Here is a 20,155-nt window from a genome sequence, read left to right as displayed (position 1 = left end):
AAATGAATTCAACTTTACAAGAATTATGTGATTCTTTAGATGATTTAGCAAACGATATTCTAGCTGCTTCCTCAAGTAATCAAACTTTAACAGAACAGTTTGGTTGGAATTGTCCAGCATTAAATCGTTTAGATGTTGCAAATTTAGCAAGTGATATTTCAACTAAAATAAAAAAGTTAAATCCAGATAAAATAGATGAAAATTTAGCTAAACTAATTGAATTAATTCCTGCGAAAATTCAACTATTAAAAACACACACGCTTCCTCAAATGTTCAATTCAAACTGCGTTAATGCAATTCAATCTTATATGGCATTAATCCAATGGATTAATATTATTATTGAACCGATTTTTAGTTGGGAAGTTTTACAAGATAATAAAGCGTTGCCAACACAACTTACCAGAAAACTTCGATCAATACAACTTGAAATTGATAATATTGTTCCCGATAAATTAAAAATTGAATCACAAATTAAATTGATTCAAAATGCAACTGAAGCTGCTGAATCCCTACCTACTGATTTAGAAAGTTTAAAAGAAGCAAGAAAAAAAGTTGATGTGTTTTCAAGTGATTCTGCAAAACTATTTGGCAAAATTGAAACTTACCATACAGATATTCAAGAATTATCAAATAACATATTAGATAAGAAAAAAGAAACTGATTTATTAGTTGAACAATGCGAAGAAGCGTATAGAATTACAACAACTAAAGGTTTAGCTTCATCATTTGAACAAAGAGCAAATAAACTTTCTAACACAATGTGGATTTGGGTTGTTGGCCTAATTCTAACTTTAGCTGCAGGAAGTCTAATTGGCACTTCAAGATTTGAAACTTTAACAAAAGCATTAAAAGACTCCAATCCTAATTGGGGAATAATTTGGATTGACATTACATTATCAATTCTTGCTTTGGCTGCACCCATCTGGTTCGCTTGGATCGCTACAAAGCAAATAAACCAAAGATTTAGGTTAGCTGAAGATTATGCATTTAAATCATCTGTAGCAAAAGCGTATGAAGGTTATCGTAAAGAAGCTTCAAGAATTGATGAAGCATTCGAAGCTAGACTTTTTAGTTCTGCATTATCAAGACTTGAAGAAGCTCCTTTAAGATTAGTTGAGAATGAAAATCACGGTAGTCCTTGGCAAGAGTTATTAAGTTCTCCTGCTTTTTTAAAGGCAATGGATATTGTACCAGACTTAAAAGAAAAATTTATTTCAATAGCGAAAGATGGTTCAGAAAAAATTGAAACCATAATTAAAACAAAATCACAATTGAAAGAGAAAGAAGAAGAAGAAGAAATATAACTATTTTCCTTCCCCCGCTAGCGCGATCGTCCCGCTCGTGAACGTTCCCATTGTTTTTTAATTTCTTGTTCGCGAGCGAAACACTCGCAAGGAGGAATTAGCTTGCAACCAAAAATAGAATAAACAAACGAATTCTTAATTGATGAATAAATATATTTTACTTCTTCTACTTTCAATCTTGATTAGTTGCAAATCTGAATCAATCTTGACTGGTAGAAAATATCAAACCGATTCCGTAAATGAAGGCATATATACATTTGATATGAAAAGTCATAATTATTCTGAGAAAAGGGTTAGTGGAACAATTGCAAAAGGAAAATTCAAAACTTTCGTGTTAAGCTCCGAAAAAACTTTAATTGTTTGTAGTGATAAAAATTGGAAAAAAACTAGTGGTGATATTAAAGAAATGAATAAAACTGGCGATTCGGTTGCTGTAGGCGTGTTTGATGGATATAAAAATCTAGGATCAACAATTTTTGAAATAACTTCACAAGGAAAAAAAATATCATTTCGAAAAACGTATTTAAATCAATTACAACAAACCGAAAGTGAAGGAATTTTAATTAAAAAATAAATCGAATATTGCTGTTTAACAAATTTAAATTCATGATATGAAAAGAATCTTATTTTTTATAATTATTGTTTTAACATCAATTACAGCTTTGGCTCAATCAGATGTTCCTACTCAAAATATTTCTACAGATAGTACAGTTGAGTATAGACTTTTTTCTACGAGGAATATGTATACATTCATCAAATTGAATACAAAAAATGGAAAAATGTGGCAAGTTCAATGGGGTACGGATAGTAAATATAGATTTGAAAATATACTTTCTGATATTTCTCAAGTAAATAAAGATCAAGAAAAAAATGGAAGATTTTTCCTTTATCCAACAACAAACATTTACAACTTTATTCTACTAGATCAAATAGACGGCAGAACTTGGCAAGTACAATGGGGAAAAGAAGAAGACAGAATGGTGTCTAGGATATTTTAAAGAATATTGCCAATGGTTAAATTAAGATATTAATTGCCCCGTTAACTCTAGCAATTAAGTAATCAAAAGAACAAAAAAAAAGAGACCTCATCAAAGGTCTCTTTTCAATTTAATATATCTTCAAAACGTTTACTTCCCGTTCAATAATTTCTCCAAATACTCAACCTTATCTTTTTCAGCTTGCACCAAACGTTCGTAAAGTTCAACAACTTTGTCTAAAGGATTAAAAGTACAATTGTAATTACCTGTTACAGTTGAAAGCGTTCCGTTATCTTGAATGGTATTTCCAATAATATTAAAAACCGCTTCTTCCGAAAAGTTTTTAATTGCTTCAACAGAAACTCCAAGGGCTTTTGCAATCTCAATTAATCTTTGCTCGTCAACCGTTTCGCTGTTTTCAATATTCGAAACCATCTGCTGACTTATGCCTAAAGCCAATGCCAGTGCATCCTGCTTCATATCTTTAAGCTCTCTGATACGGCTTATATTTCTGCCGATATGTTTTGGTTTTGTTGCTGTACTCATAATTCAAAGATATTTAAAATTCTTAAATAAAAATAAATTCCTGTAAAAAACAAAGTTGTTTTTGTAAGATACGCTTTTCAATTATATATTTGAACGTAGATTAAACAGATTTACTTTTTCAATCTCGATAGCTATCGGGAGCGATTTACACGGTTTACAATTTTAAAATCCGTATTAATCCGCGTCTTCGTGATAACGAATCCGTTAAATCTGCGTCCAATTCGTAAACACAAATAAATTCAAAAGCCAATCAAAATGAAAAAAAATGTTTATTATGTTTTAGTGCTATTTATAATAAGTTTTTCGAGTATTGCTCAACATTCTTTAAATAGAATTTGGATAACCGATAGTATTTTGCCAATTCCTGAATCTGTATTATTCGACAAAACAGATCAGATTTTATACACTTCTTTAATGGATGGTTCGCCGGCTGAACGTGACGGAAAAGGAAGCATAGGAAAATTAACTGTCGATGGAAAAATCATTAATTTAAATTGGATATCAGGTTTAAATGCTCCAAAAGGAATGGCAAAATTCAAGAATAAGTTATTTGTAGCCGACCTAACAGAAATTGTAATTATAGATATCAAACAACAAAAAATACTCAAAAAAATAACCGTTGATGCTGCCAAAATATTAAACGATGTGACTGTTGATAAAAAAGGAGTTGTTTATGTTTCAGACCCAAAAGTGGGTAAAATTTTCAAATTAGAAAATGAGATTGCAACTGTTTACTTAGAAAACCTAAACAAACCTAATGGCCTAAAATTTATAGATACTGATTTGTATTTTTTAGACAGTGGATCATTATACAAAATAGATTCTAAAAAGAACAAACAACTTTTGGCAGAAGGCATGGATGAAAACACAGATGGAATTGAGCCAATAGCAGACAATGCGTTTATTGTGAGCTGCTGGACTGGAGTTATTTATTATGTAAATAAAGATGGCTCAAAAGAAATTCTTTCAGATACCAGAAAAGAAGAATATTACACAGCTGATATAGGACTCGACAAAGAGAAAAAAATAGTCTATGTGCCTTCTCTTTTCAAAAAAACCATAGCTGCATATTCGCTTAAATAAAACAATAATAAAAGGCTGTATTTCCTTTTTAGATTATCAATTTTAGAAGCCCAATGAATAATTGAACATGTTTATGACTAATAAACTTTAAAATATTACAAAAAAATCAAAATTTTCAATTGCCTCCAGCTTTAGCTGGAGGTTTACTTTTTGAACAAGATTCGGCTTTAGCCAAAAAACTCAAAAGATTAGGCTAAAGCCATTTTCTAATGTAATTTTGCTTCTCCAGCTAAAGCTGGAGGCAATTCAAATATTTTTCCATTTAAGACTGGAAACCATTTATATTCATAATACAATCAGCTTAACATGATTACAAAAGCAACGATAGAAGACATTCCAGCATTAACTATCTTAATAAACTCAGCATACAGAGGTGAAACTTCTAAAAAAGGCTGGACAACCGAAGCGCATTTACTAGAAGGAAAAAGAACCGACGAACAGGAAATGACTGAAATTTTTCTTGATCCAAAAAATACAATTCTGAAATTTACAGAGAATGACAAGATCATCGGTTCGGTTTTATTGGTTGAAAAAGGACATCAATTGTATTTAGGAATGCTTACCGTTTCGCCAGAACTTCAAAACAGCGGAATCGGAAAAAAACTGTTGGCTGAAGCCGAAAATCATGCAAGATCTCTAGGATTGTCAAGTATTATCATGACGGTAATTTCTGTTCGTGAAGAGCTTGTGGCATGGTACAAACGTCACGGTTATGTAGATACAGGAAAACGTGAAGCTTTCCCTGAAAGTGAAATTCATACTACAGTTTCTGAAGTTCCTTTGGAGTTTATTTATTTAGAGAAAAAGATTTAACTAAAAATGAATATTAGCCTTCTCACTAAAAAAAGCACTAACCCCTCTATTTGGAGTGGCGGATTGACATATGAATATATAATCTATCCAAAAACCGCAATTTATGCTGATAGAGATTTTGGGTTTAGAATAAGCAGTGCTACAATAGAGGAAGTGCCTTCAGAGTTTACCAAATTTAAAGGCTATCACAGATATTTGGTTATGCTTGATAACGAATTAGATGTTGAGATAAACAAAGAAAAAAAGGCATACGAGAAGTATGAAATCATGGAATTTAATTCAGATGATGAAGTAACTTCTTTCACCAAAGGCACTGATTTTAATTGGATGGTTTCTGAGAAAATATCCAATCATAAACTGGAAATAGCAAATGGCAATCAGAATTGTAATGCTGAAATAGTGATTTTATTTTCTTTGCATTCAACAATTATTACAATTAATGAGAAGCCGTACCATTTAGAACCTTATGATGCATTGGTTGTTGAAAATGAAGAAAAGGAAAATGTAAGTCTTCATTTTTCTACTGAATGCCTTTTTGGGGCGTTGGATTTTTAATTCTTGCCACGATCCCGATAGCTATCGAGAGCAGAGGCGGGAAGATTTTATATAAAGTTCCCATACAGTTTGTCATTTCGACGAAGGAGAAATCTTCGCGAGAAGCTCGACAAAGATTGGATTATCATTGCGGAGTTACTTGCGAAGATTTCTCCTTCGTCGAAATGACAAGATTGCGTATAACTTTGAGATAAAAACTTTGCGCCTCTGCTCACGATAGCCATCAGGATTGCGAGATTTTTTTTAAGCAACATGAGACGCACCGCAATGCGTCTCTACAGAAAAACCTTTGTACCTTTGAATCTCTGCACCTTTGAACCTCAAAAACTAAGAAACCGTTCTCTTAATCTTCGAAAGAAACTCGTGTGAAACACCCAAGTACGAAGACAAATTCTTATTATTTATAGAACTTACCTTTTGCGGATAACGCTCTTTAAAATCCAAATAACGCTGTTTTGAGGTTTTATGCAGAACATCTAAAAGCCTTTGCTGAATGGCAACATTGGCACGTTCAATCATTAAGACATGAAACTTTATGAGTTTTGGAATCATAGCAAACAGATACGCTTTTTGCATTTTGCTAATAACTACTATTTCGCTGTCTTCGATGGCTTTAATGTTGTATGTTGTCGGTTTCTGATGGTAGAAACTTTCCAAATCGCAAATCCATTCATTTTCGAATGAGAAGAAAATGACGGTTTCTGTTCCGTTCTCATTTAAAATGTAGGTTTTGAATGATCCTTTCAAAATAAATCCTTCGTAACTGCTGTTTGAATTCTGGACTTGTAAGAATTGATTTTTTTTAAGTTTAATGCGTTCTGCTTTTGAGACAATAATATCCCATTCTTCATCTGTGAGCGGAATCTTTCGCTCAATGTTTGCTCGTAGTAGGTTGTACATCTTGTGGTTTTTGTGGTTTTTTGTGAGGTCTAAATTTGTTTTTTCAACTCATTATTAATTAAGGGCTTAAATTAATGTAATCGATTACGTAAAAATAAACATAAAATGCATTTTTGTAAATTTAGAAGTGTTAAAAAAACATATTTAATAGATTTTTTTATAAAAGTTTGAACTTGTTCAACTTTTTTCCTACAAATAATATTGAGTTTTGCGTTGTTAACTTATTAAATAACCAAACTTTAATTATGAACTTAAAATCAACACTTTCAATGTTCGCTGCAGCATTGATTTTCGGATTTACTGCATGTAATTCTGAAGAAATCGCTTCAAACACAGAAGCAAGTATTCAACCAACAAACGAAACAGCGATTGATGCTTCTGCAACCAATCCGACTGCTAAAATCGGAAACTGCGCTGAGGTTCCTGGATGGGCTTCTCAAAACGGAGGAACAACCGGAGGAGGTTCTGCAGCCGAAACTACAGTTACCACTTACGCTCAACTAAAATCGGCTGTAGAAAACACGGCTGTAAAAGTGATTAAGGTTTCTGGAACAATTACAATTACAGCTAGATTGTCTTTTCAGGATCAAACTGGAAAAACTATTTATGGCGCAAGCGGCGCAAAATTAGTTTCTACTGACCAAACTAAAGATGGTTCTGGAATTTTCAACATCAAAAGATGTAAAAACATCATCATCAGAAACTTGATTTTTGAAGGTCCTGGCGCTTATGATACTGACGGATGGGATAATGCTGTTCTAGACGAATGTACAAACGTATGGATTGACCACTGCGAATTTAGAGATGGCGTTGACGGAAACTTTGACATCAAAAACAAATCAGATTATATTTCGGTTACGTACACTAAATTTCATTATCTAAAACCTCCAAAAGCGGGCGGTTCTGGAGGATCAGATGATCATAGATATTCAAATTTAATTGGTTCAAGCGATGGCGCAACTGCTGATCGCGGAAAATTGAGAATCACTTTTGCAAGATGCTGGTGGGCTCCAGGCTGTAGAGAAAGAATGCCAAGAGTGCGTTTTGGACAAGTGCATATTGTAAACAGTTTCTTTAACAGCACCGTAAGCAATAAATGTATTGCAGCAGGATTTGAAGCAAACATTCGCGTAGAAAGCAATGTTTTTGAAGGCGTAAAAAATCCAATCGAATTAATGACTGGTTTTACTGCAGTTACATCAACTGATAATGTTTTTACAAGTGTAACAGGAACTCAAGCTGGAAGCGGAACTGCTTTTACTCCGCCGTATTCTATCCTAAAATTGGCTAATACTGCGGTTAAAGCTGATATTTCTGCAAATGCAGGGCCTACTTTGGGAGGTAATGTTTGTGGTTCTTTCTAAAAGAAATCACATTTAAAAATAAGTTATTTTCTAGTTTTTAAACCACGGATTGCAGAGATGTAGTTCGTGGTTTTTTGTTTTTTTCTGCCACGAAGACACAAAGATTAAATGTAGAGACGCACTGCAGTGCGTCTTACACAAAGTATGGACAATTGGAGCGTAGACGCACTGCAGTGCGTCTCTACAGAAAAACCTCCGCCCCTTTTAACCTTCTTAAAGAACTAACTCTTCAAACAATCTCTGAATCGTTTTCTCCAAATCCTGAGTCAATCCAGGATGAGGTCTTGAGGTTTGAATTGCCGAACTTCTAATAGCCGTTAACCATCTAAAACGCTCTGGAATCTCAAATTCGGCAATTGGACCGCCATCTTTTGCTCCGTTTGCAATTTTTACTAATGATGTTAAATTACATTCTAATTGTTCGATGTCGAAATCGGCAGAAAGGGCTTGAATTTTTTCTTTGTTTAAATGAAATAAAACCTTTATAAATTTGGCTCTTTTGCAAAACAAAATGATTCCGATATTCAGGAATTCTTCGCGTTCTACCCTTGGCACAACACGAATCACAGCATATTCGTATAAGTGGTTATCTTGCATTTTGCGCCTGATTTACAAATATTTCTGAATTCTCTAATCTTGTCTTTAAAAACTGCAAATAAACGTTTCGCAATCCTTCTGGAGTTTCGTCTGCATCTTCCCATTGCAGCCAGTCTAGCGGAATTGTATTGACAATTTCTTCTAAAACTTCTGGTGTTAAAATCGCTTTAAATTCAGCATCAACTTCTTTTAAAAGCGAGGCTTGTGGCAATAAAACGTGATCTTTTATCAATGCAAACGGACTTTTAGCATGCTGTTCCCAGTTGTGCCAAGAATGATGAAAATACAAACATGCACCATGATCGATCAGCCATAATTCTTTATGCCAAATCAGCATATTGGTGTTTCTGAAAGTTCTGTCTACGTTTGTGATATAAGCATCTAGCCAAACAATCTGAGAAGCTAATTTAGCATCTACGGTTGTTACAGCTGGGTCAAAAGTAATGGCTCCTGATAAAAAATGAAGCGCTAAATTTAATCCTTGGCTTCCTTGCAGTAAATCCTGAATTTCTTCATCAGCTTCGGTTCTTCCGAAAGCTTCGTCTAGGTTTGCGAATACTAATTCTGGCAGTTGTAGTTTTAAGGCTTTTGCTATTTGTCCGCCAACTAATTCGGCGATTAAGGCTTTTACGCCATGTCCGGCACCTCTAAATTTTAATACGTATTTAAAGTCGTCATCGGCTTCTGCTAAAGCGGGTAAAGAACCGCCTTCGCGCAGTGGCGTTATGTAACGCATGACATTTACTGTTCTTAAGTCGAAATTTTTCATATTACAAACTTACAATTTTTGATTTTAGATTGTAGATTTTAGATTTTTTCTTCTTGTAACGTTTTTTGTAACGCAAAGTTCGCGGAGGTTTACGCAAAGTTTGCAAAGTTTTTTTTGAATTTGCTTTGCTTTTTAAGTTCACAAGGTTTTAATTACATAGTAATGCATTCGGCTTGTCACCATGAGCGAAGTCGAAGGGATACAAATAGCTGGACAAAGAAACTAAACTTTGAGGAATATCTTTGCGTTCCTTCGACTTCGCTCAGGATGACAAAAATGAGAATAATTCTTTGTGTTCTTAAAAAGCAAAGCAAACTCAAAAAAAACTTTGCAAACTTTGCGTTACAATAACTTTTGCTTTAAACTTCTAAACTTAAAAAAGCTTTTCCTAAATACTTAATAATCGTAGAAGCCGTAAAAGATTCATAACCTGTTTTGGGTAAAGCTAAATCAGCTGTCAAACCGTGGAGGTAGACGCCCATTTTGGAAGCATACTTTGGTTCATAGCCTTGTGCAAGAAGACTTGTGAGGATTCCGGTTAAAACATCGCCACTTCCTGCGGTTGCGAGTGCAGCGTTTCCGCTTGTGTTTTCGTATACTGAAATTCTGTTGATAATGTATGTTGGTGCGCCTTTCATGACCACAATGACTTTGTATTTTTCTGAAAAAGCGATTGTTTTTTGGAATTTCTCGGCTTCTGAATTCCACTTTCCTATCAAACGTTCTAATTCTTTTGGATGTGGCGTTAAGATGGTATCTTCTGGAACTAATTCTAGCCAAGATAAATTTTCTGAAATAATATTTAAAGCATCTGCATCCAAAACCAAAGGAGCTTTGTTAACTCTTAAAAACTCAAATAACGCTTTTTGTGTTCCAAGCTCCTTTCCTATTCCTGGGCCAATTCCGATCGCTTGCGGAATTAATGGCAGATGAATATTAGTAATAAAATTGGTATTTTCATCTGTTACGGTCATTACTTCGGGAATGGAGATTTGAAGGATTTGATAACCGCATTTGGGTATAAAAGTCGTTACGAGTCCGCAACCTGTTTTGAGGCAGGATTTTGAAGCTAAAACCGCTGCTCCTATTTTGCCGTAACTTCCTGCAATAATCACCGCATGACCTTGTGTTCCTTTGTGGGTTTGAGGATTTACAGGTTTGTATAATTTCTGAAATTCTTCTTTATTAATTAAATACGGTGATTTCATTCTTTAGTTGGTGTTAATTTTAAACACATAGAATCATAGTTTTACTTTACGAATAAAGGCGTTTCACTTGTTTTAATAAACATAGCGAAACTTGAAAAGCATGATTTTATATAAAATTACATAAAAAATTGAAATCATAACTCGTCATTTGAAACTGTTAGCCCTAGCCCTGATTACTTCACTATATTTTTATTTTTTATAGGAGTTCAGTGAACTTCGTTTGAAGCGGCATCCTTTTGCTTTTTTCTTTAAAAAGCAAAAGATATAGCGGATAGCAGGAAATAGCTCCAAATTATTGCGAAATTTATAATTTAAGGTCTTTTAATTTGATATTTTTTGAATAGATTTGCAAAACAATTTTATAAAACAACACAATGAAAAATACTGCGCTTACGCACATACATGAAGGTTTAGGAGCGAAAATGCTTCCTTTTGCTGGTTATAATATGCCTATCACTTATGAAGGGGTTAATGCTGAACACGAAACGGTTCGTAATGGTGTCGGCGTTTTTGACGTTTCACACATGGGTGAATTTTTATTGACGGGTCCAAATGCACTAGCTTTGATTCAGAAAGTGACTTCAAACGATGCTTCTACTTTGACAATTGGAAGAGCACAATATTCTTGTCTTCCAAATAATGAAGGCGGAATTGTTGATGATTTGATTATTTATAAAATGAAAGAAGAAGAGTATTTACTGGTTGTAAATGCTTCTAATATTGAAAAAGACTGGAACTGGATTTCTTCTCACAATGATTTAGGAGTTGAAATGAAGAATCTTTCTGACGAATATTCATTATTGGCAATTCAAGGGCCAAAAGCGGTTGAAGCTATGCAGTCTTTGACTTCTGTTGATTTGTCTGCTATTGTTTATTATCATTTTGAAGTAGCTGATTTTGCAGGATTCAACGATGTTATTATTTCTGCTACAGGATATACAGGTTCTGGCGGATTTGAAATTTACTGCAAAAATGCTGATGCTGAAGCTATCTGGAACAAAGTTTTTGAAGCTGGAGCTGCTTTCGGAATTAAACCGATTGGTCTTGCTGCTCGTGATACTTTACGTTTAGAAATGGGATTCTGCCTTTACGGAAATGATATTAACGACACTACTTCTCCACTTGAAGCTGGTTTAGGATGGATTACAAAATTTACTAAAGATTTTACTAATTCTGAGGCACTTAAAAAGCAAAAAGAAGCTGGTGTTACAAGAAAATTAATTGCTTTTGAAATGCAAGAGCGTGCTGTGCCAAGACATGATTACGAAATTGTTGATGGTTCTGGAGCGGTAATCGGAATTGTAACTTCTGGAACTATGTCTCCTTCTATGAATAAAGGAATTGGTTTAGGATATGTAACCGTTGCAAACAGTGCGGTTGACAGCGATATTTTTATTAGAATCAGAAAAAATGATGTTCCAGCAAAAGTGGTTAAATTACCGTTTTACAAGAAATAAGTTTTGACTATATAATGTACAAAATGCGTTACGGTTGTAACGCATTTTTTTTGCTTTAAAATAAACCAATTCAGGTTAATTTATTTGATGCCTATTCGTTTAACGGTTAAATGCTTTTCGTTGTCGATATTTTGCTAAAAATACTACAATTTGTAAAAAAATTAGTGTAACTTTAATCATGAACCATGAATTTCCATTTATGAAAAAGATTTCACTACTCCTTTTTTTGCTGACATCAACTATATCTATTGGTCAGAACAGCGCAGAAACTTGTGAAATATTAAACAAAATAAATGCGCTTATTCAAGCAGAACATTTAAGGCCAAAACCAGTTGATGATAGTTTATCTGTGTTCGTTTTTGACAACTTAATTAACGAACTTGACCCTTCTCGCAACATATTTTTTAAGAGCGAATATGATGAATTGGCTCAGAAATATCGTTATAACTTAGATGATCTAATCCTGAAGAACGATTGCAGTTTTCTTACCGATATAAAAGCCAAATATGTAAATGGTCTTTTACGCACCAAAAAAGTCTTAGAAAAGATCCAAACAATCCCGATAGATTATACCAAAAAAGATACGATACGTTTTTATAAAAAATCTTTTGCTTTTTATTTAAAGAAAGAAGATATAGAGAAGGTTTGGACAAAAAAACTGCGCTATCAGATTTTAGATGATATTGCTGAAATGAGCGAAAATTTAGATTCTTTAAAAACGAATTTTAAATCGATTGAACAAGCTTCTAAAAATCAAATCGTTTCAAATGAAATCTGCCGTTTTAGCACATTATTAGAGACTAATGCTAAACAGGAAGAAAAACTCTATAATTTTTTCTGTACGTATTTTGATCCTCATACTGCCTATTTCAGCGATGATTCTAAAACCAGCTTTGTGGCTTCTTTATCAAAAGAACATTTATCGCTTGGAATGACGGTAAACCTCAACGAGAAAAACGAAATCATTATTGATGAGGTAGATCCAAACGGCCCTGCGTATCAGACTGGACAAGTAAAAAAAGGCGATCAGATTATTTCTATTTCAAATCAGAAAGAAACGCTTCAGGTTTCTTGTGCTTCTCTAGAGTCTATATCATCAATGATTTTATCTGAAAGCAACAAACACATTACACTTACTTTAAAACGCAATTCAGGCAAAAGTTTTGATGTTTATATTGAGAAACAGATGATGAAGGATGAAGAAAATTCGGTTTTCAGTTTTATCATTGGCAAAGACAGCAAAATTGGTTATGTAAAAATTCCGAGTTTCTATGCAGATCTTGATGGCTCCAGCAGAAAAGGCTGTGCCGACGATGTTGCACGTGAGGTTATAAAACTGCAGAGAGATAGTATAAAAGGTCTTGTTATTGACCTTATTGACAATGGCGGCGGTTCTATGGAAGAAGCCATAAAACTGGCTGGAATGTTTGTAGATTATGGTCCGCTTTCTATTGTAATTGACAGTAAAAAGGAGAAATCTGTAATTAATGATCCTTTCAAAGGGGTAATTTACAGAGGTCCAATTGTGGTTTTGGTTAATAGCAATACGGCTTCGGCAAGTGAATTTTTTGCTTCTATCATGCAAGATTACAATCGTGCACTTTTGTTAGGAAGCACTACATTAGGAAAAGCTACAATGCAGACTATTCTTCCGCTTGAAGAAGAAAAAAACACTGATTTCTTAAAGATAACCATCAATAAATTCTACAGAATAACGGGTAAAAGCCATCAATATATTGGGGTAAGGCCAGATGTTGTGCTTCCTGAGTTTTATGAAGATATTTACCAAAAAGAAAGTGATTTTCCGACGGCTATAAAAAATGATAGCATCGAACCTTTCTTAAAATACAAAACATATGTGAAGCGAAATCTGATAGACAAAATTGCTAAAAACAGCTCGGCGAGATTATCAGACAATTATTTTTTCGATAATATCAAAAAGATCAATCTTAAAATAGATCAGATTGTAAATGCTCCAAAAGCAGAAATTCCTCTTACATTAACTGCAGTTTTCAATCAGAAAAAAACATTAAATGCACTTTGGAAAGAGATCAATACTTTTAATGACGAAAACAATCCACTTGATGTATACAATTCGAGTGTTAATCAATTTCTTCTAGGAGCTTATCCAAATGATAAAACGATAAACCAATATCAGATGGATAATCTTAAAACCAATCCATACCTCAACGAAGCTGTAAATATTATTAACGAATTTAATGGAGGGATTAAGTAGTTTGTTTCAGGTTTCAGGTTTCAGGTTTCAGGTTTCAGGTTTCAGGTTTCAGGTTTCAGGTTTAACTGGATGAGATTTTTTTACCGCAAAGTTCGCTAAGGTTTATGCAAAGCACACAAAGAAATTTTTAGGTTAAGGCACAAAATAAAAAGTTCCCAAAGTTATATAAATAAAACTTTGCGAACCTTGCGTAAACCTTTGCGAACTTTGCGGTTAAATTCAATACAAACCAAGTAACTTAAAACCTGAAACCTGAAACAAAAAAGAACAATTTTGTTTTTGTAAAAATTAGGAAAACCGTATTTTTGCATCACAAAACTAAAAATTAGAAATGGGAAGAGCGTTCGAATTTAGAAAAGGAAGAAAAATGAAACGTTGGTCAGCAATGGCCAAAACATTTACCAGAATTGGTAAAGATATCGTAATGGCTGTTAAAGAAGGCGGACCAAACCCAGACGCCAATTCTAGATTAAGAGCTGTTATTCAAAATGCAAAAGCCGCAAACATGCCTAAGGATAATGTGGAGCGCGCTATTAAAAATGCAAGTAATAAAGATACTGCCAACTATAAAGAAATTTTGTTTGAAGGATATGCTCCTCACGGAATTGCAATCTTAATTGAAACTGCTTCTGATAACAATAATAGAACTGTAGCTAATATTCGTAGTTATTTCAACAAATGTAACGGGACAATGGGAACTCAAGGTTCTGTTGAGTTTATGTTTGACCATACTTGTAACTTTAGAATTGCTAACAACGGACTTGACGCTGAAGAATTAGAATTAGAACTTATCGATTTTGGTGCTGAGGAAGTTTTTGAAGACGAAGACGGAATCTTAATCTACGCTCCTTTTGGAAGTTTTGGTGCTTTACAGAAAGAATTAGAAAACAGAGGTCTTGAAATCCTTTCTTCTGGTTTTGAGCGTATTCCGCAAATTACTAAAGAATTAACTGAAGCTCAAATCGCTGACGTTGAGAAACTAATCGAGAAAATTGAAGAAGATGATGACGTGATGAACGTTTATCATACCATGAAAGAAGAATAGTCTTTCTATAAAATATATTTTAAAAAAGCTCTGGATTCTTCTAGGGCTTTTTTGTTTTGAGAAACTTTTACTTTTCAAATACAAATAAAAAATTATATTTGTTTATAGAGCAAATGATAACCAAATCTTCCAAATGAAACTAATAGAAAACTTCTACTGTATCCAATCTGAAATTTTTGGTGACGGAACCACAAAAAGTGTTGAAGAAATAAGTTCTATCAAAATGGAATTAGTAAGGCCCTCAATAAAATTATTAGACGTAGAATATTCTGAGAAAAAGACTTATACAAAAAATTTAGTCGCTAAATCATGCGCAACTTCTGATGAAGATTTTACTTTAGGTGAATTATCATTTTTATCAAAAACATACGGATTCGAAATTGAAGAAGACAATAATTTAAAAGGATATCATAAAAGCGTTTTAAAAATTCACAAACTGTATGACTGCCCTGGTTATATCACTTTAATGAAATTAGATGAAAAAGAATATTTAAGGATTGAATTTCTTCGTTGGCAATTTGACTGTCAACCTAGAGGTGCGGGAGAAGATATGCTGGGAGAAGATATTACTTATATTCTTGGCATTTGGGAGTCTCCATTATTAACAGATGAAATAGTGGCCAAATTAAAGAAGCCTAGAGGAATTTATTATAAAGAAATAACCATTTAGAATGTTCGCCTTTTGCGTTTCTCCTTGTTTACAAATTGTTATCCACCCAATATGCCCAAAATTTCAATTATTAAAAAAATACAATTAGGTGGCAAAAAATCATTTCCGACCGAAACACCTGATTTTGAAATACCTTTTAGTTTTTATTGCGGAAACGGAAGAATAAAACATGAAGCCATAATTTCATTTCAAAACTCTAATTTTTTAAATTCATTAATCGAAACGGGACAAATCACAAATAAGGACCTGGCTCAATTTCATATTACTAAACTAGAAAATTTAGAAGATCCAAATAGAAAATTTCTGTATCGATATCAAATTTGCAATTTTAAAGATTGCCAGAACACTTATCTTTTAATTTTTGATATTGATGAATACAGAGGTTATTACGGCTGTTTTATATATGGAGTTTTAGAGATAGAAAACATCACTTAAAACTAAAAACAAAAGATTTTTATTCATAAAATGTTCGAAAAATCATTATTAGCGTAATAATAGTTTTTAAAAAACAAAAGCAAATCTTCTGCTTCAAGCAAAGATTTATTTTTGTTTAATGTAGTGCTGACAATATCGTTATCTTCGATTTTTTCTATTTCCCAAATGCCATCTTCATTAACCAATAATAGAAAAATCCATTCGTTAAGATATTTAGAACAGAAAGTTATTCTCTCTTTCTCGTCTCTCTTTTTCTTATCCAAATGGACAAAACCTGTAAATCCAATCATTAGAAATTTTTCTTTTATTGTCATGCTTATTTTAAAATATTAAAGGTTTTAAAACTAAAATAAAAAATGGTAAGATGATTATTTGAATTCATTTTAAACTAAGATTAAATACCTCTAAAGATAACATTTCGATTATATTTGCAACACCTCAAATATAATTTAAACTAAAAATGCAAACATCAAAAATCACTCGAATTGCTGTAGTAGCGCTAGTCCTTTTGTTCTTAGTACTTAGCGTGATCAGCTGTAGTACACATGTACACACTCACGCTCCTGCTCCGTCAGGAAAAAAAATACCACCAGGACAAGCCAAAAAAATGAATGGAGATCAAAGCGCTAAAGCTTATGCGCCAGGTCAACAGAAAAAAAGATAATTTACAAGCCTTCCAAAATCTGGAGGGCTTTTTTTTGAAGGAAAAGTGAAATTACTTTTTGTTTGAATTAATTACCTTAATCAAATAAGTCCCTTCGGGTAAATCGGTAATATTAGAAGCATTAGCACTCATAATTTGTCTTCCTTGAGAGAATACTTCAATAATTTTAGCACTTTTCTTAGTTTCAGCTGGGGCTGCAGGTAAAGAAGTTTTTCCAGCTATAGGTGCTGCAACAGCTTTTTTTGACGTATTTGAAGCCAAAGAATTTGAAACAGATGCTGTTTCGGCTACAGTCACATCATTTTGTTTCGAACTATTATAAGCTTCCTTAACTTGCTCATCTGTCATAGCAACACTATACAATCTTAAATCGTCAATATCTGCGTTAATACTTGTTGAGGTATTTAGCTTTCCAAGATTCAAAATATAACCTTTTGCAGAACGTTGAATTCCTCCCATAGATTTTAGCAATTCGCCATTGCGATATATTTTTGATATATTTCCATCATAAGTGATACTATACATGTACCACGTTTCTTTTACTAACGGAACAGAAACTATAACATTATTGTTATCTCCCCAACCTACCAAACTTAAATCTGAATTGCTTCCAGACACAGGCTGTTGCACTAATCCGAAATACTGTCCGTTTACTGCTGCTCCATAACCCAAAATATAATTAGGAATATTTATGCCATTAAATTTTACCCAAACCGATATTGTTTTTGGTTTGTTATCCTGAGGAAGCTCTCCTATTACTGCCTGATAAGCTTTATTTGTAAGTCGCAAAGCACTTTTAGGCATTCCCATTCTATCGTTTACAAAAACTGGAGCACCTAAAAAAGAAATAGTATTATCGGCACTGTTTAAATTTCCATTGAAATTAAATTCCTGTACCGGATTTTGCGCATTCGCAGTTAAAAAATTTACAAACAATAAAGTGAGTAATATTTTTTTCATAGTTATAGCTTTTATCAGAATCGTTTTGGTTTAAGGCAATTAGCAATTTATTGCAAAATTTATATTTTATAGATTTTACAATTTCAAAATTTCATTTATTATTTTTAGAAAATTTGTTAAAACTATAATTAAAATTCAACATCTCCAAACAATTCCTACACACAAATACATAATTCTCACAAAAAACACTTTACAGCTCAAACAACATTATATCTAAAAACTTTTCAATTAAACCCCTTCTTACTTGCAGAATTTGACTGCATTACAACAGGATTTTTTTTTGATTCTGTCTAAAATTATGTTTTTATTTCTAACTTTAACATTATAAGCTGTAAATCAAAGAAATAAGCCTTAGCATGAAGAAAACCTTACTCTTATTTTTTCTTTTATTTTTCTTAAAGATCAATGCACAGATTTCTGATACTCTTGTTCTAAAAAATAATGATATTATTATTGGCGAAATAAAGACAATGAATAAAGGTATTCTACAAATAGAAACCGACTACAGCAAAGAGGATTTTAAATTAGAATGGAAACATGTTAAAAATGTTAGTTCAGATCGAATTTATATTATAAATCTTTCTAACGGCAATTTACTAAACGGAAAAATTCTCAAAATTGAAACTCCTGGAAAATGTGAAATCACCAATATTGAAACACAAACCAAAAGCATTATTGATCTCACTGATATTGTACGAATTAAACCTGTTGACGAGAGCTTTTGGGGAAGACTTGATGCTAGTTTCGACGCAGGAATCAAATTGACTAAAGCACAAAGCTTACAGCAACTAACTATAAACGTGAATTTAGGCTATACCGCAAAAAAATGGTACGGAACTGCAACATACAAACAAATTCAGTCAATTCAAGATGATAGCGATCCTATACGAAGGATTGATACTGATGTCAGCTATATTCATTTACTGCCAAAAGACTATTTTATTCCATTATCAGTTGTTACTTTGAAAAATACAGAGCAAGATATTGATCTTCGTATTGTTTCAAAGGCAGGTTATGGAAAATATCTAATACATAGCAATAAAAAATATTGGGGAGTTGCTTCTGGATTATCTTTTAACCATGAACGTTTTACAGGAGTATCAGAAGCAAATAAAAGTTTGGAGTTATTCTTGGGCAGTGATCTAAACTTATATGATATAGGAGATTTTAGCATTCAGTCTAAAGTGAATTTTTTTCCGAGTTTAACAGAAAGCAAAAGAATTCGTACCGATTTTTCTGTAGATACAAAATATGATTTGCCTTTAGATTTTTTCATCAAATTATCATTTATCTACAACTATGACAATAAACCTAAAGAAGGAGCATCAAAAGATGATTATGTATTTCAGACTACTTTTGGATGGAAATTAGACTAAAAAAAGCTTCCTGAACACAGAAAGCTTTCCTTACTATTCCAAAAACTCAATTGCTTACGCAATAAAAAAACTAACTAACATTTAAAAACAAACTAAAAAACCATTTATTTTGAGGTAATTTTTTTTGACGGAGTACTGGTAATTTTTAATAAATAAGTCCCTTCTGGAAGATCTGCTATGTTTGTCGCATTGCTTCCCATTAGCTTTTGCCCTTGCGAATAAACTTCTACACTTTTTGTTGTACCGTTAACTTCATTTGAAGTTATAATGGTTTCAGTTGCAGTTTTTGCTTTTAAAGGTACTTTAGGTGTTTTAGACTCTACGGATGCCACAGACAACACATTAGAGCTTTTTTCGCTATCATATAATTCTTTTACCTGATCTGGAGTCAAAGCTATATTATAGATCTTTAAATCGTCTATATCAGCATTAATTCCAACCATTGTATTGATTTCTCCTAATCTAAAAATGTTTCCATTTGTGTATCTAGTCATTCCCTCGAGATATTTCAACAATTTACCGTCACGATATATCCTAGAAGTAGTGCCTTCATATGTAATAGTGTAATTATACCAAATATTCTTTTCAAGCGGCGTAGATACAATAACATCATTAGAAGAGCCCCAAGCAGCTAAACTTAGATCAGAGTTAGAAGAAGTTGTTCCTTGCTGTAATAAACCACAATATTGGGCATTTAGAGGATTTCCGTAGCCCCAGATATAGTTTGGATTTGAAATATCATTGAATTTAACCCAAATACTAATTGTTCTTGAACTTTTTCCTTGAGGCAGATTATCTATAACAGCTTCTAAAGCTTTATTATTTAATCGCTGAGCTCCTTTTAAAACTCCTGCTCTATCAGCTACAAAATTATTTGTTCCAATGAATGAAATCGTATTTGCTGAATTGTTTAAAGTACCATTAAAATTAAATTCCTGAACTGGTGTTTGTGCATTCACATTCAAAAAACTTACAAACAATACTGTTAGTAGTATTTTTTTCATAATAGTAGATTTTAGGGATTAAATAACTTTCGTTATCTTAATACCTCAAAACTAGACTATTACAATATTCACAAGAAAAATTTCCGACAAAATACCTAAAAACTCGTTAAAATAACATTTTCATGCATTTTGAGGGCAAAAAAAATTAAATAAAATTTAAAAAATTAATTAAAACATTAAACTTAAACTACC

The 20,155-nt window shown here is 32.8% G+C and carries 21 protein-coding genes; 13 read left to right on the top strand and 8 right to left on the bottom strand.

The features are described 5' to 3' along the window. Positions 1-2 precede the first annotated feature (2 nt). From DMA14_RS07930 to DMA14_RS07920, 3 genes are all read left to right on the top strand, one after another. Positions 3-1,304, top strand: a complete 1,302-nt coding sequence (locus DMA14_RS07930) for a hypothetical protein (RefSeq protein WP_111424210.1) — start codon at positions 3-5, stop codon at positions 1,302-1,304. Between the two features lie 142 nt (positions 1,305-1,446). After that, positions 1,447-1,878, top strand: coding sequence for a hypothetical protein (locus DMA14_RS07925; protein WP_157957688.1), 432 nt, complete (start codon positions 1,447-1,449; stop codon positions 1,876-1,878). Positions 1,879-1,915: 37 nt separating this feature from the next. Beyond that, positions 1,916-2,302: a hypothetical protein gene (locus DMA14_RS07920; RefSeq protein WP_111424208.1), complete on the top strand. Its 387-nt coding sequence runs from the start codon at positions 1,916-1,918 to the stop codon at positions 2,300-2,302. Between the two features lie 129 nt (positions 2,303-2,431). On the opposite strand, the gene DMA14_RS07915 is transcribed toward DMA14_RS07920, so the two are convergent. Beyond that, positions 2,432-2,827, bottom strand: coding sequence for a helix-turn-helix domain-containing protein (locus tag DMA14_RS07915; RefSeq protein ID WP_111424207.1), 396 nt, complete (start codon positions 2,825-2,827; stop codon positions 2,432-2,434). A gap of 255 nt (positions 2,828-3,082) precedes the next feature. On the opposite strand from DMA14_RS07915, the gene DMA14_RS07910 reads away from it, so the two are divergent. The 3 genes from DMA14_RS07910 to DMA14_RS07900 all read left to right on the top strand — a co-directional run bounded on the left by DMA14_RS07910 (position 3,083) and on the right by DMA14_RS07900 (position 5,278). Beyond that, positions 3,083-3,910 carry an SMP-30/gluconolactonase/LRE family protein gene (locus DMA14_RS07910; RefSeq protein ID WP_111424206.1) on the top strand — a complete coding sequence of 276 codons (828 nt, stop codon included), beginning with the start codon at positions 3,083-3,085 and terminating at the stop codon, positions 3,908-3,910. Positions 3,911-4,216: 306 nt separating this feature from the next. Continuing rightward, positions 4,217-4,723 (top strand): GNAT family N-acetyltransferase, encoded by a 507-nt coding sequence (locus DMA14_RS07905; RefSeq protein WP_111424205.1) that lies wholly within the window; start codon positions 4,217-4,219, stop codon positions 4,721-4,723. 6 nt (positions 4,724-4,729) lie between these two features. Further along, a complete protein-coding gene (locus DMA14_RS07900) occupies positions 4,730-5,278 on the top strand; it encodes a HutD family protein (RefSeq protein ID WP_111424204.1) in 549 nt (182 codons plus the stop codon). Between the two features lie 327 nt (positions 5,279-5,605). On the opposite strand, the gene DMA14_RS07895 is transcribed toward DMA14_RS07900, so the two are convergent. Further along, positions 5,606-6,178, bottom strand: a complete 573-nt coding sequence (locus tag DMA14_RS07895) for a Crp/Fnr family transcriptional regulator (RefSeq protein WP_111424203.1) — start codon at positions 6,176-6,178, stop codon at positions 5,606-5,608. Positions 6,179-6,423: 245 nt separating this feature from the next. Here DMA14_RS07895 and DMA14_RS07890 point away from each other — a divergent pair, with 245 nt between their 5' ends. Beyond that, a complete protein-coding gene (locus DMA14_RS07890) occupies positions 6,424-7,542 on the top strand; it encodes a pectate lyase family protein (protein ID WP_111424202.1) in 1,119 nt (372 codons plus the stop codon). A 213-nt stretch (positions 7,543-7,755) separates the two neighbouring features. On the opposite strand, the gene DMA14_RS07885 is transcribed toward DMA14_RS07890, so the two are convergent. From DMA14_RS07885 to DMA14_RS07875, 3 genes are all read right to left on the bottom strand, one after another. Then, the gene (locus tag DMA14_RS07885) at positions 7,756-8,139 is read right to left on the bottom strand and encodes a DUF3037 domain-containing protein (protein WP_111424201.1); all 384 of its coding nucleotides are present in this window, start codon (positions 8,137-8,139) and stop codon (positions 7,756-7,758) included. Beyond that, positions 8,129-8,908: a HipA family kinase gene (locus tag DMA14_RS07880; protein ID WP_111424200.1), complete on the bottom strand. Its 780-nt coding sequence runs from the start codon at positions 8,906-8,908 to the stop codon at positions 8,129-8,131. The genes DMA14_RS07885 and DMA14_RS07880 overlap by 11 nt, the downstream gene beginning before the upstream one ends. 359 nt (positions 8,909-9,267) lie before the next feature. Next, positions 9,268-10,116 carry an NAD(P)H-hydrate dehydratase gene (locus DMA14_RS07875; protein ID WP_111424199.1) on the bottom strand — a complete coding sequence of 283 codons (849 nt, stop codon included), beginning with the start codon at positions 10,114-10,116 and terminating at the stop codon, positions 9,268-9,270. Between the two features lie 374 nt (positions 10,117-10,490). Between DMA14_RS07875 and gcvT the strand changes: the two genes are divergently transcribed. From gcvT to DMA14_RS07850, 5 genes are all read left to right on the top strand, one after another. Continuing rightward, positions 10,491-11,573 (top strand): glycine cleavage system aminomethyltransferase GcvT, encoded by a 1,083-nt coding sequence (gene gcvT, locus DMA14_RS07870; protein WP_111424198.1) that lies wholly within the window; start codon positions 10,491-10,493, stop codon positions 11,571-11,573. Between the two features lie 199 nt (positions 11,574-11,772). Beyond that, on the top strand, positions 11,773-13,809 hold the full coding sequence (locus DMA14_RS07865; RefSeq protein ID WP_111424317.1) for a S41 family peptidase: 2,037 nt from the start codon (positions 11,773-11,775) through the stop codon (positions 13,807-13,809). Between the two features lie 331 nt (positions 13,810-14,140). Continuing rightward, positions 14,141-14,854, top strand: a complete 714-nt coding sequence (locus DMA14_RS07860) for a YebC/PmpR family DNA-binding transcriptional regulator (RefSeq protein WP_026729302.1) — start codon at positions 14,141-14,143, stop codon at positions 14,852-14,854. A gap of 133 nt (positions 14,855-14,987) precedes the next feature. Beyond that, on the top strand, positions 14,988-15,524 hold the full coding sequence (locus DMA14_RS07855; RefSeq protein WP_111424197.1) for a hypothetical protein: 537 nt from the start codon (positions 14,988-14,990) through the stop codon (positions 15,522-15,524). A gap of 51 nt (positions 15,525-15,575) precedes the next feature. Further along, complete coding sequence (locus DMA14_RS07850) at positions 15,576-15,959, top strand: hypothetical protein (protein WP_111424196.1); 384 nt, start codon at positions 15,576-15,578, stop codon at positions 15,957-15,959. 23 nt (positions 15,960-15,982) lie between these two features. Here DMA14_RS07850 and DMA14_RS07845 read toward each other — a convergent pair whose 3' ends face one another. Continuing rightward, positions 15,983-16,273, bottom strand: a complete 291-nt coding sequence (locus DMA14_RS07845; RefSeq protein ID WP_111424195.1) for a hypothetical protein — start codon at positions 16,271-16,273, stop codon at positions 15,983-15,985. A gap of 401 nt (positions 16,274-16,674) precedes the next feature. Then, complete coding sequence (locus DMA14_RS07835; RefSeq protein ID WP_203418274.1) at positions 16,675-17,583, bottom strand: LamG domain-containing protein; 909 nt, start codon at positions 17,581-17,583, stop codon at positions 16,675-16,677. Between the two features lie 356 nt (positions 17,584-17,939). Here DMA14_RS07835 and DMA14_RS07830 point away from each other — a divergent pair, with 356 nt between their 5' ends. After that, positions 17,940-18,959 carry a DUF481 domain-containing protein gene (locus DMA14_RS07830; protein WP_111424193.1) on the top strand — a complete coding sequence of 340 codons (1,020 nt, stop codon included), beginning with the start codon at positions 17,940-17,942 and terminating at the stop codon, positions 18,957-18,959. Positions 18,960-19,063: 104 nt separating this feature from the next. On the opposite strand, the gene DMA14_RS07825 is transcribed toward DMA14_RS07830, so the two are convergent. Continuing rightward, the gene (locus tag DMA14_RS07825) at positions 19,064-19,963 is read right to left on the bottom strand and encodes a LamG domain-containing protein (protein WP_111424192.1); all 900 of its coding nucleotides are present in this window, start codon (positions 19,961-19,963) and stop codon (positions 19,064-19,066) included. Between the last annotated feature and the right edge of the window lie 192 nt (positions 19,964-20,155).

This window comes from Flavobacterium sharifuzzamanii, assembly GCF_003254585.1.
Lineage (GTDB): Bacteria > Bacteroidota > Bacteroidia > Flavobacteriales > Flavobacteriaceae > Flavobacterium > Flavobacterium sharifuzzamanii.
This window is presented reverse-complemented; position numbering and strand designations above follow the sequence as displayed.

Excerpts from the sequence above, each read along its gene's own strand:
- DMA14_RS07930 (WP_111424210.1), top strand. The coding sequence starts at position 3 with ATGAATTCAACTTTACAAGAATTATGTGATTCTTTAGATGATTTAGCA.
- DMA14_RS07925 (WP_157957688.1), top strand. The coding sequence starts at position 1,447 with ATGAATAAATATATTTTACTTCTTCTACTTTCAATCTTGATTAGTTGC.
- DMA14_RS07920 (WP_111424208.1), top strand. The coding sequence starts at position 1,916 with ATGAAAAGAATCTTATTTTTTATAATTATTGTTTTAACATCAATTACA.
- DMA14_RS07915 (WP_111424207.1), bottom strand. The coding sequence starts at position 2,827 with ATGAGTACAGCAACAAAACCAAAACATATCGGCAGAAATATAAGCCGT.
- DMA14_RS07910 (WP_111424206.1), top strand. The coding sequence starts at position 3,083 with ATGAAAAAAAATGTTTATTATGTTTTAGTGCTATTTATAATAAGTTTT.
- DMA14_RS07905 (WP_111424205.1), top strand. The coding sequence starts at position 4,217 with ATGATTACAAAAGCAACGATAGAAGACATTCCAGCATTAACTATCTTA.
- DMA14_RS07900 (WP_111424204.1), top strand. The coding sequence starts at position 4,730 with ATGAATATTAGCCTTCTCACTAAAAAAAGCACTAACCCCTCTATTTGG.
- DMA14_RS07895 (WP_111424203.1), bottom strand. The coding sequence starts at position 6,178 with ATGTACAACCTACTACGAGCAAACATTGAGCGAAAGATTCCGCTCACA.
- DMA14_RS07890 (WP_111424202.1), top strand. The coding sequence starts at position 6,424 with ATGAACTTAAAATCAACACTTTCAATGTTCGCTGCAGCATTGATTTTC.
- DMA14_RS07885 (WP_111424201.1), bottom strand. The coding sequence starts at position 8,139 with ATGCAAGATAACCACTTATACGAATATGCTGTGATTCGTGTTGTGCCA.
- DMA14_RS07880 (WP_111424200.1), bottom strand. The coding sequence starts at position 8,908 with ATGAAAAATTTCGACTTAAGAACAGTAAATGTCATGCGTTACATAACG.
- DMA14_RS07875 (WP_111424199.1), bottom strand. The coding sequence starts at position 10,116 with ATGAAATCACCGTATTTAATTAATAAAGAAGAATTTCAGAAATTATAC.
- gcvT (WP_111424198.1), top strand. The coding sequence starts at position 10,491 with ATGAAAAATACTGCGCTTACGCACATACATGAAGGTTTAGGAGCGAAA.
- DMA14_RS07865 (WP_111424317.1), top strand. The coding sequence starts at position 11,773 with ATGAAAAAGATTTCACTACTCCTTTTTTTGCTGACATCAACTATATCT.
- DMA14_RS07860 (WP_026729302.1), top strand. The coding sequence starts at position 14,141 with ATGGGAAGAGCGTTCGAATTTAGAAAAGGAAGAAAAATGAAACGTTGG.
- DMA14_RS07855 (WP_111424197.1), top strand. The coding sequence starts at position 14,988 with ATGAAACTAATAGAAAACTTCTACTGTATCCAATCTGAAATTTTTGGT.
- DMA14_RS07850 (WP_111424196.1), top strand. The coding sequence starts at position 15,576 with ATGCCCAAAATTTCAATTATTAAAAAAATACAATTAGGTGGCAAAAAA.
- DMA14_RS07845 (WP_111424195.1), bottom strand. The coding sequence starts at position 16,273 with ATGACAATAAAAGAAAAATTTCTAATGATTGGATTTACAGGTTTTGTC.
- DMA14_RS07835 (WP_203418274.1), bottom strand. The coding sequence starts at position 17,583 with ATGAAAAAAATATTACTCACTTTATTGTTTGTAAATTTTTTAACTGCG.
- DMA14_RS07830 (WP_111424193.1), top strand. The coding sequence starts at position 17,940 with ATGAAGAAAACCTTACTCTTATTTTTTCTTTTATTTTTCTTAAAGATC.
- DMA14_RS07825 (WP_111424192.1), bottom strand. The coding sequence starts at position 19,963 with ATGAAAAAAATACTACTAACAGTATTGTTTGTAAGTTTTTTGAATGTG.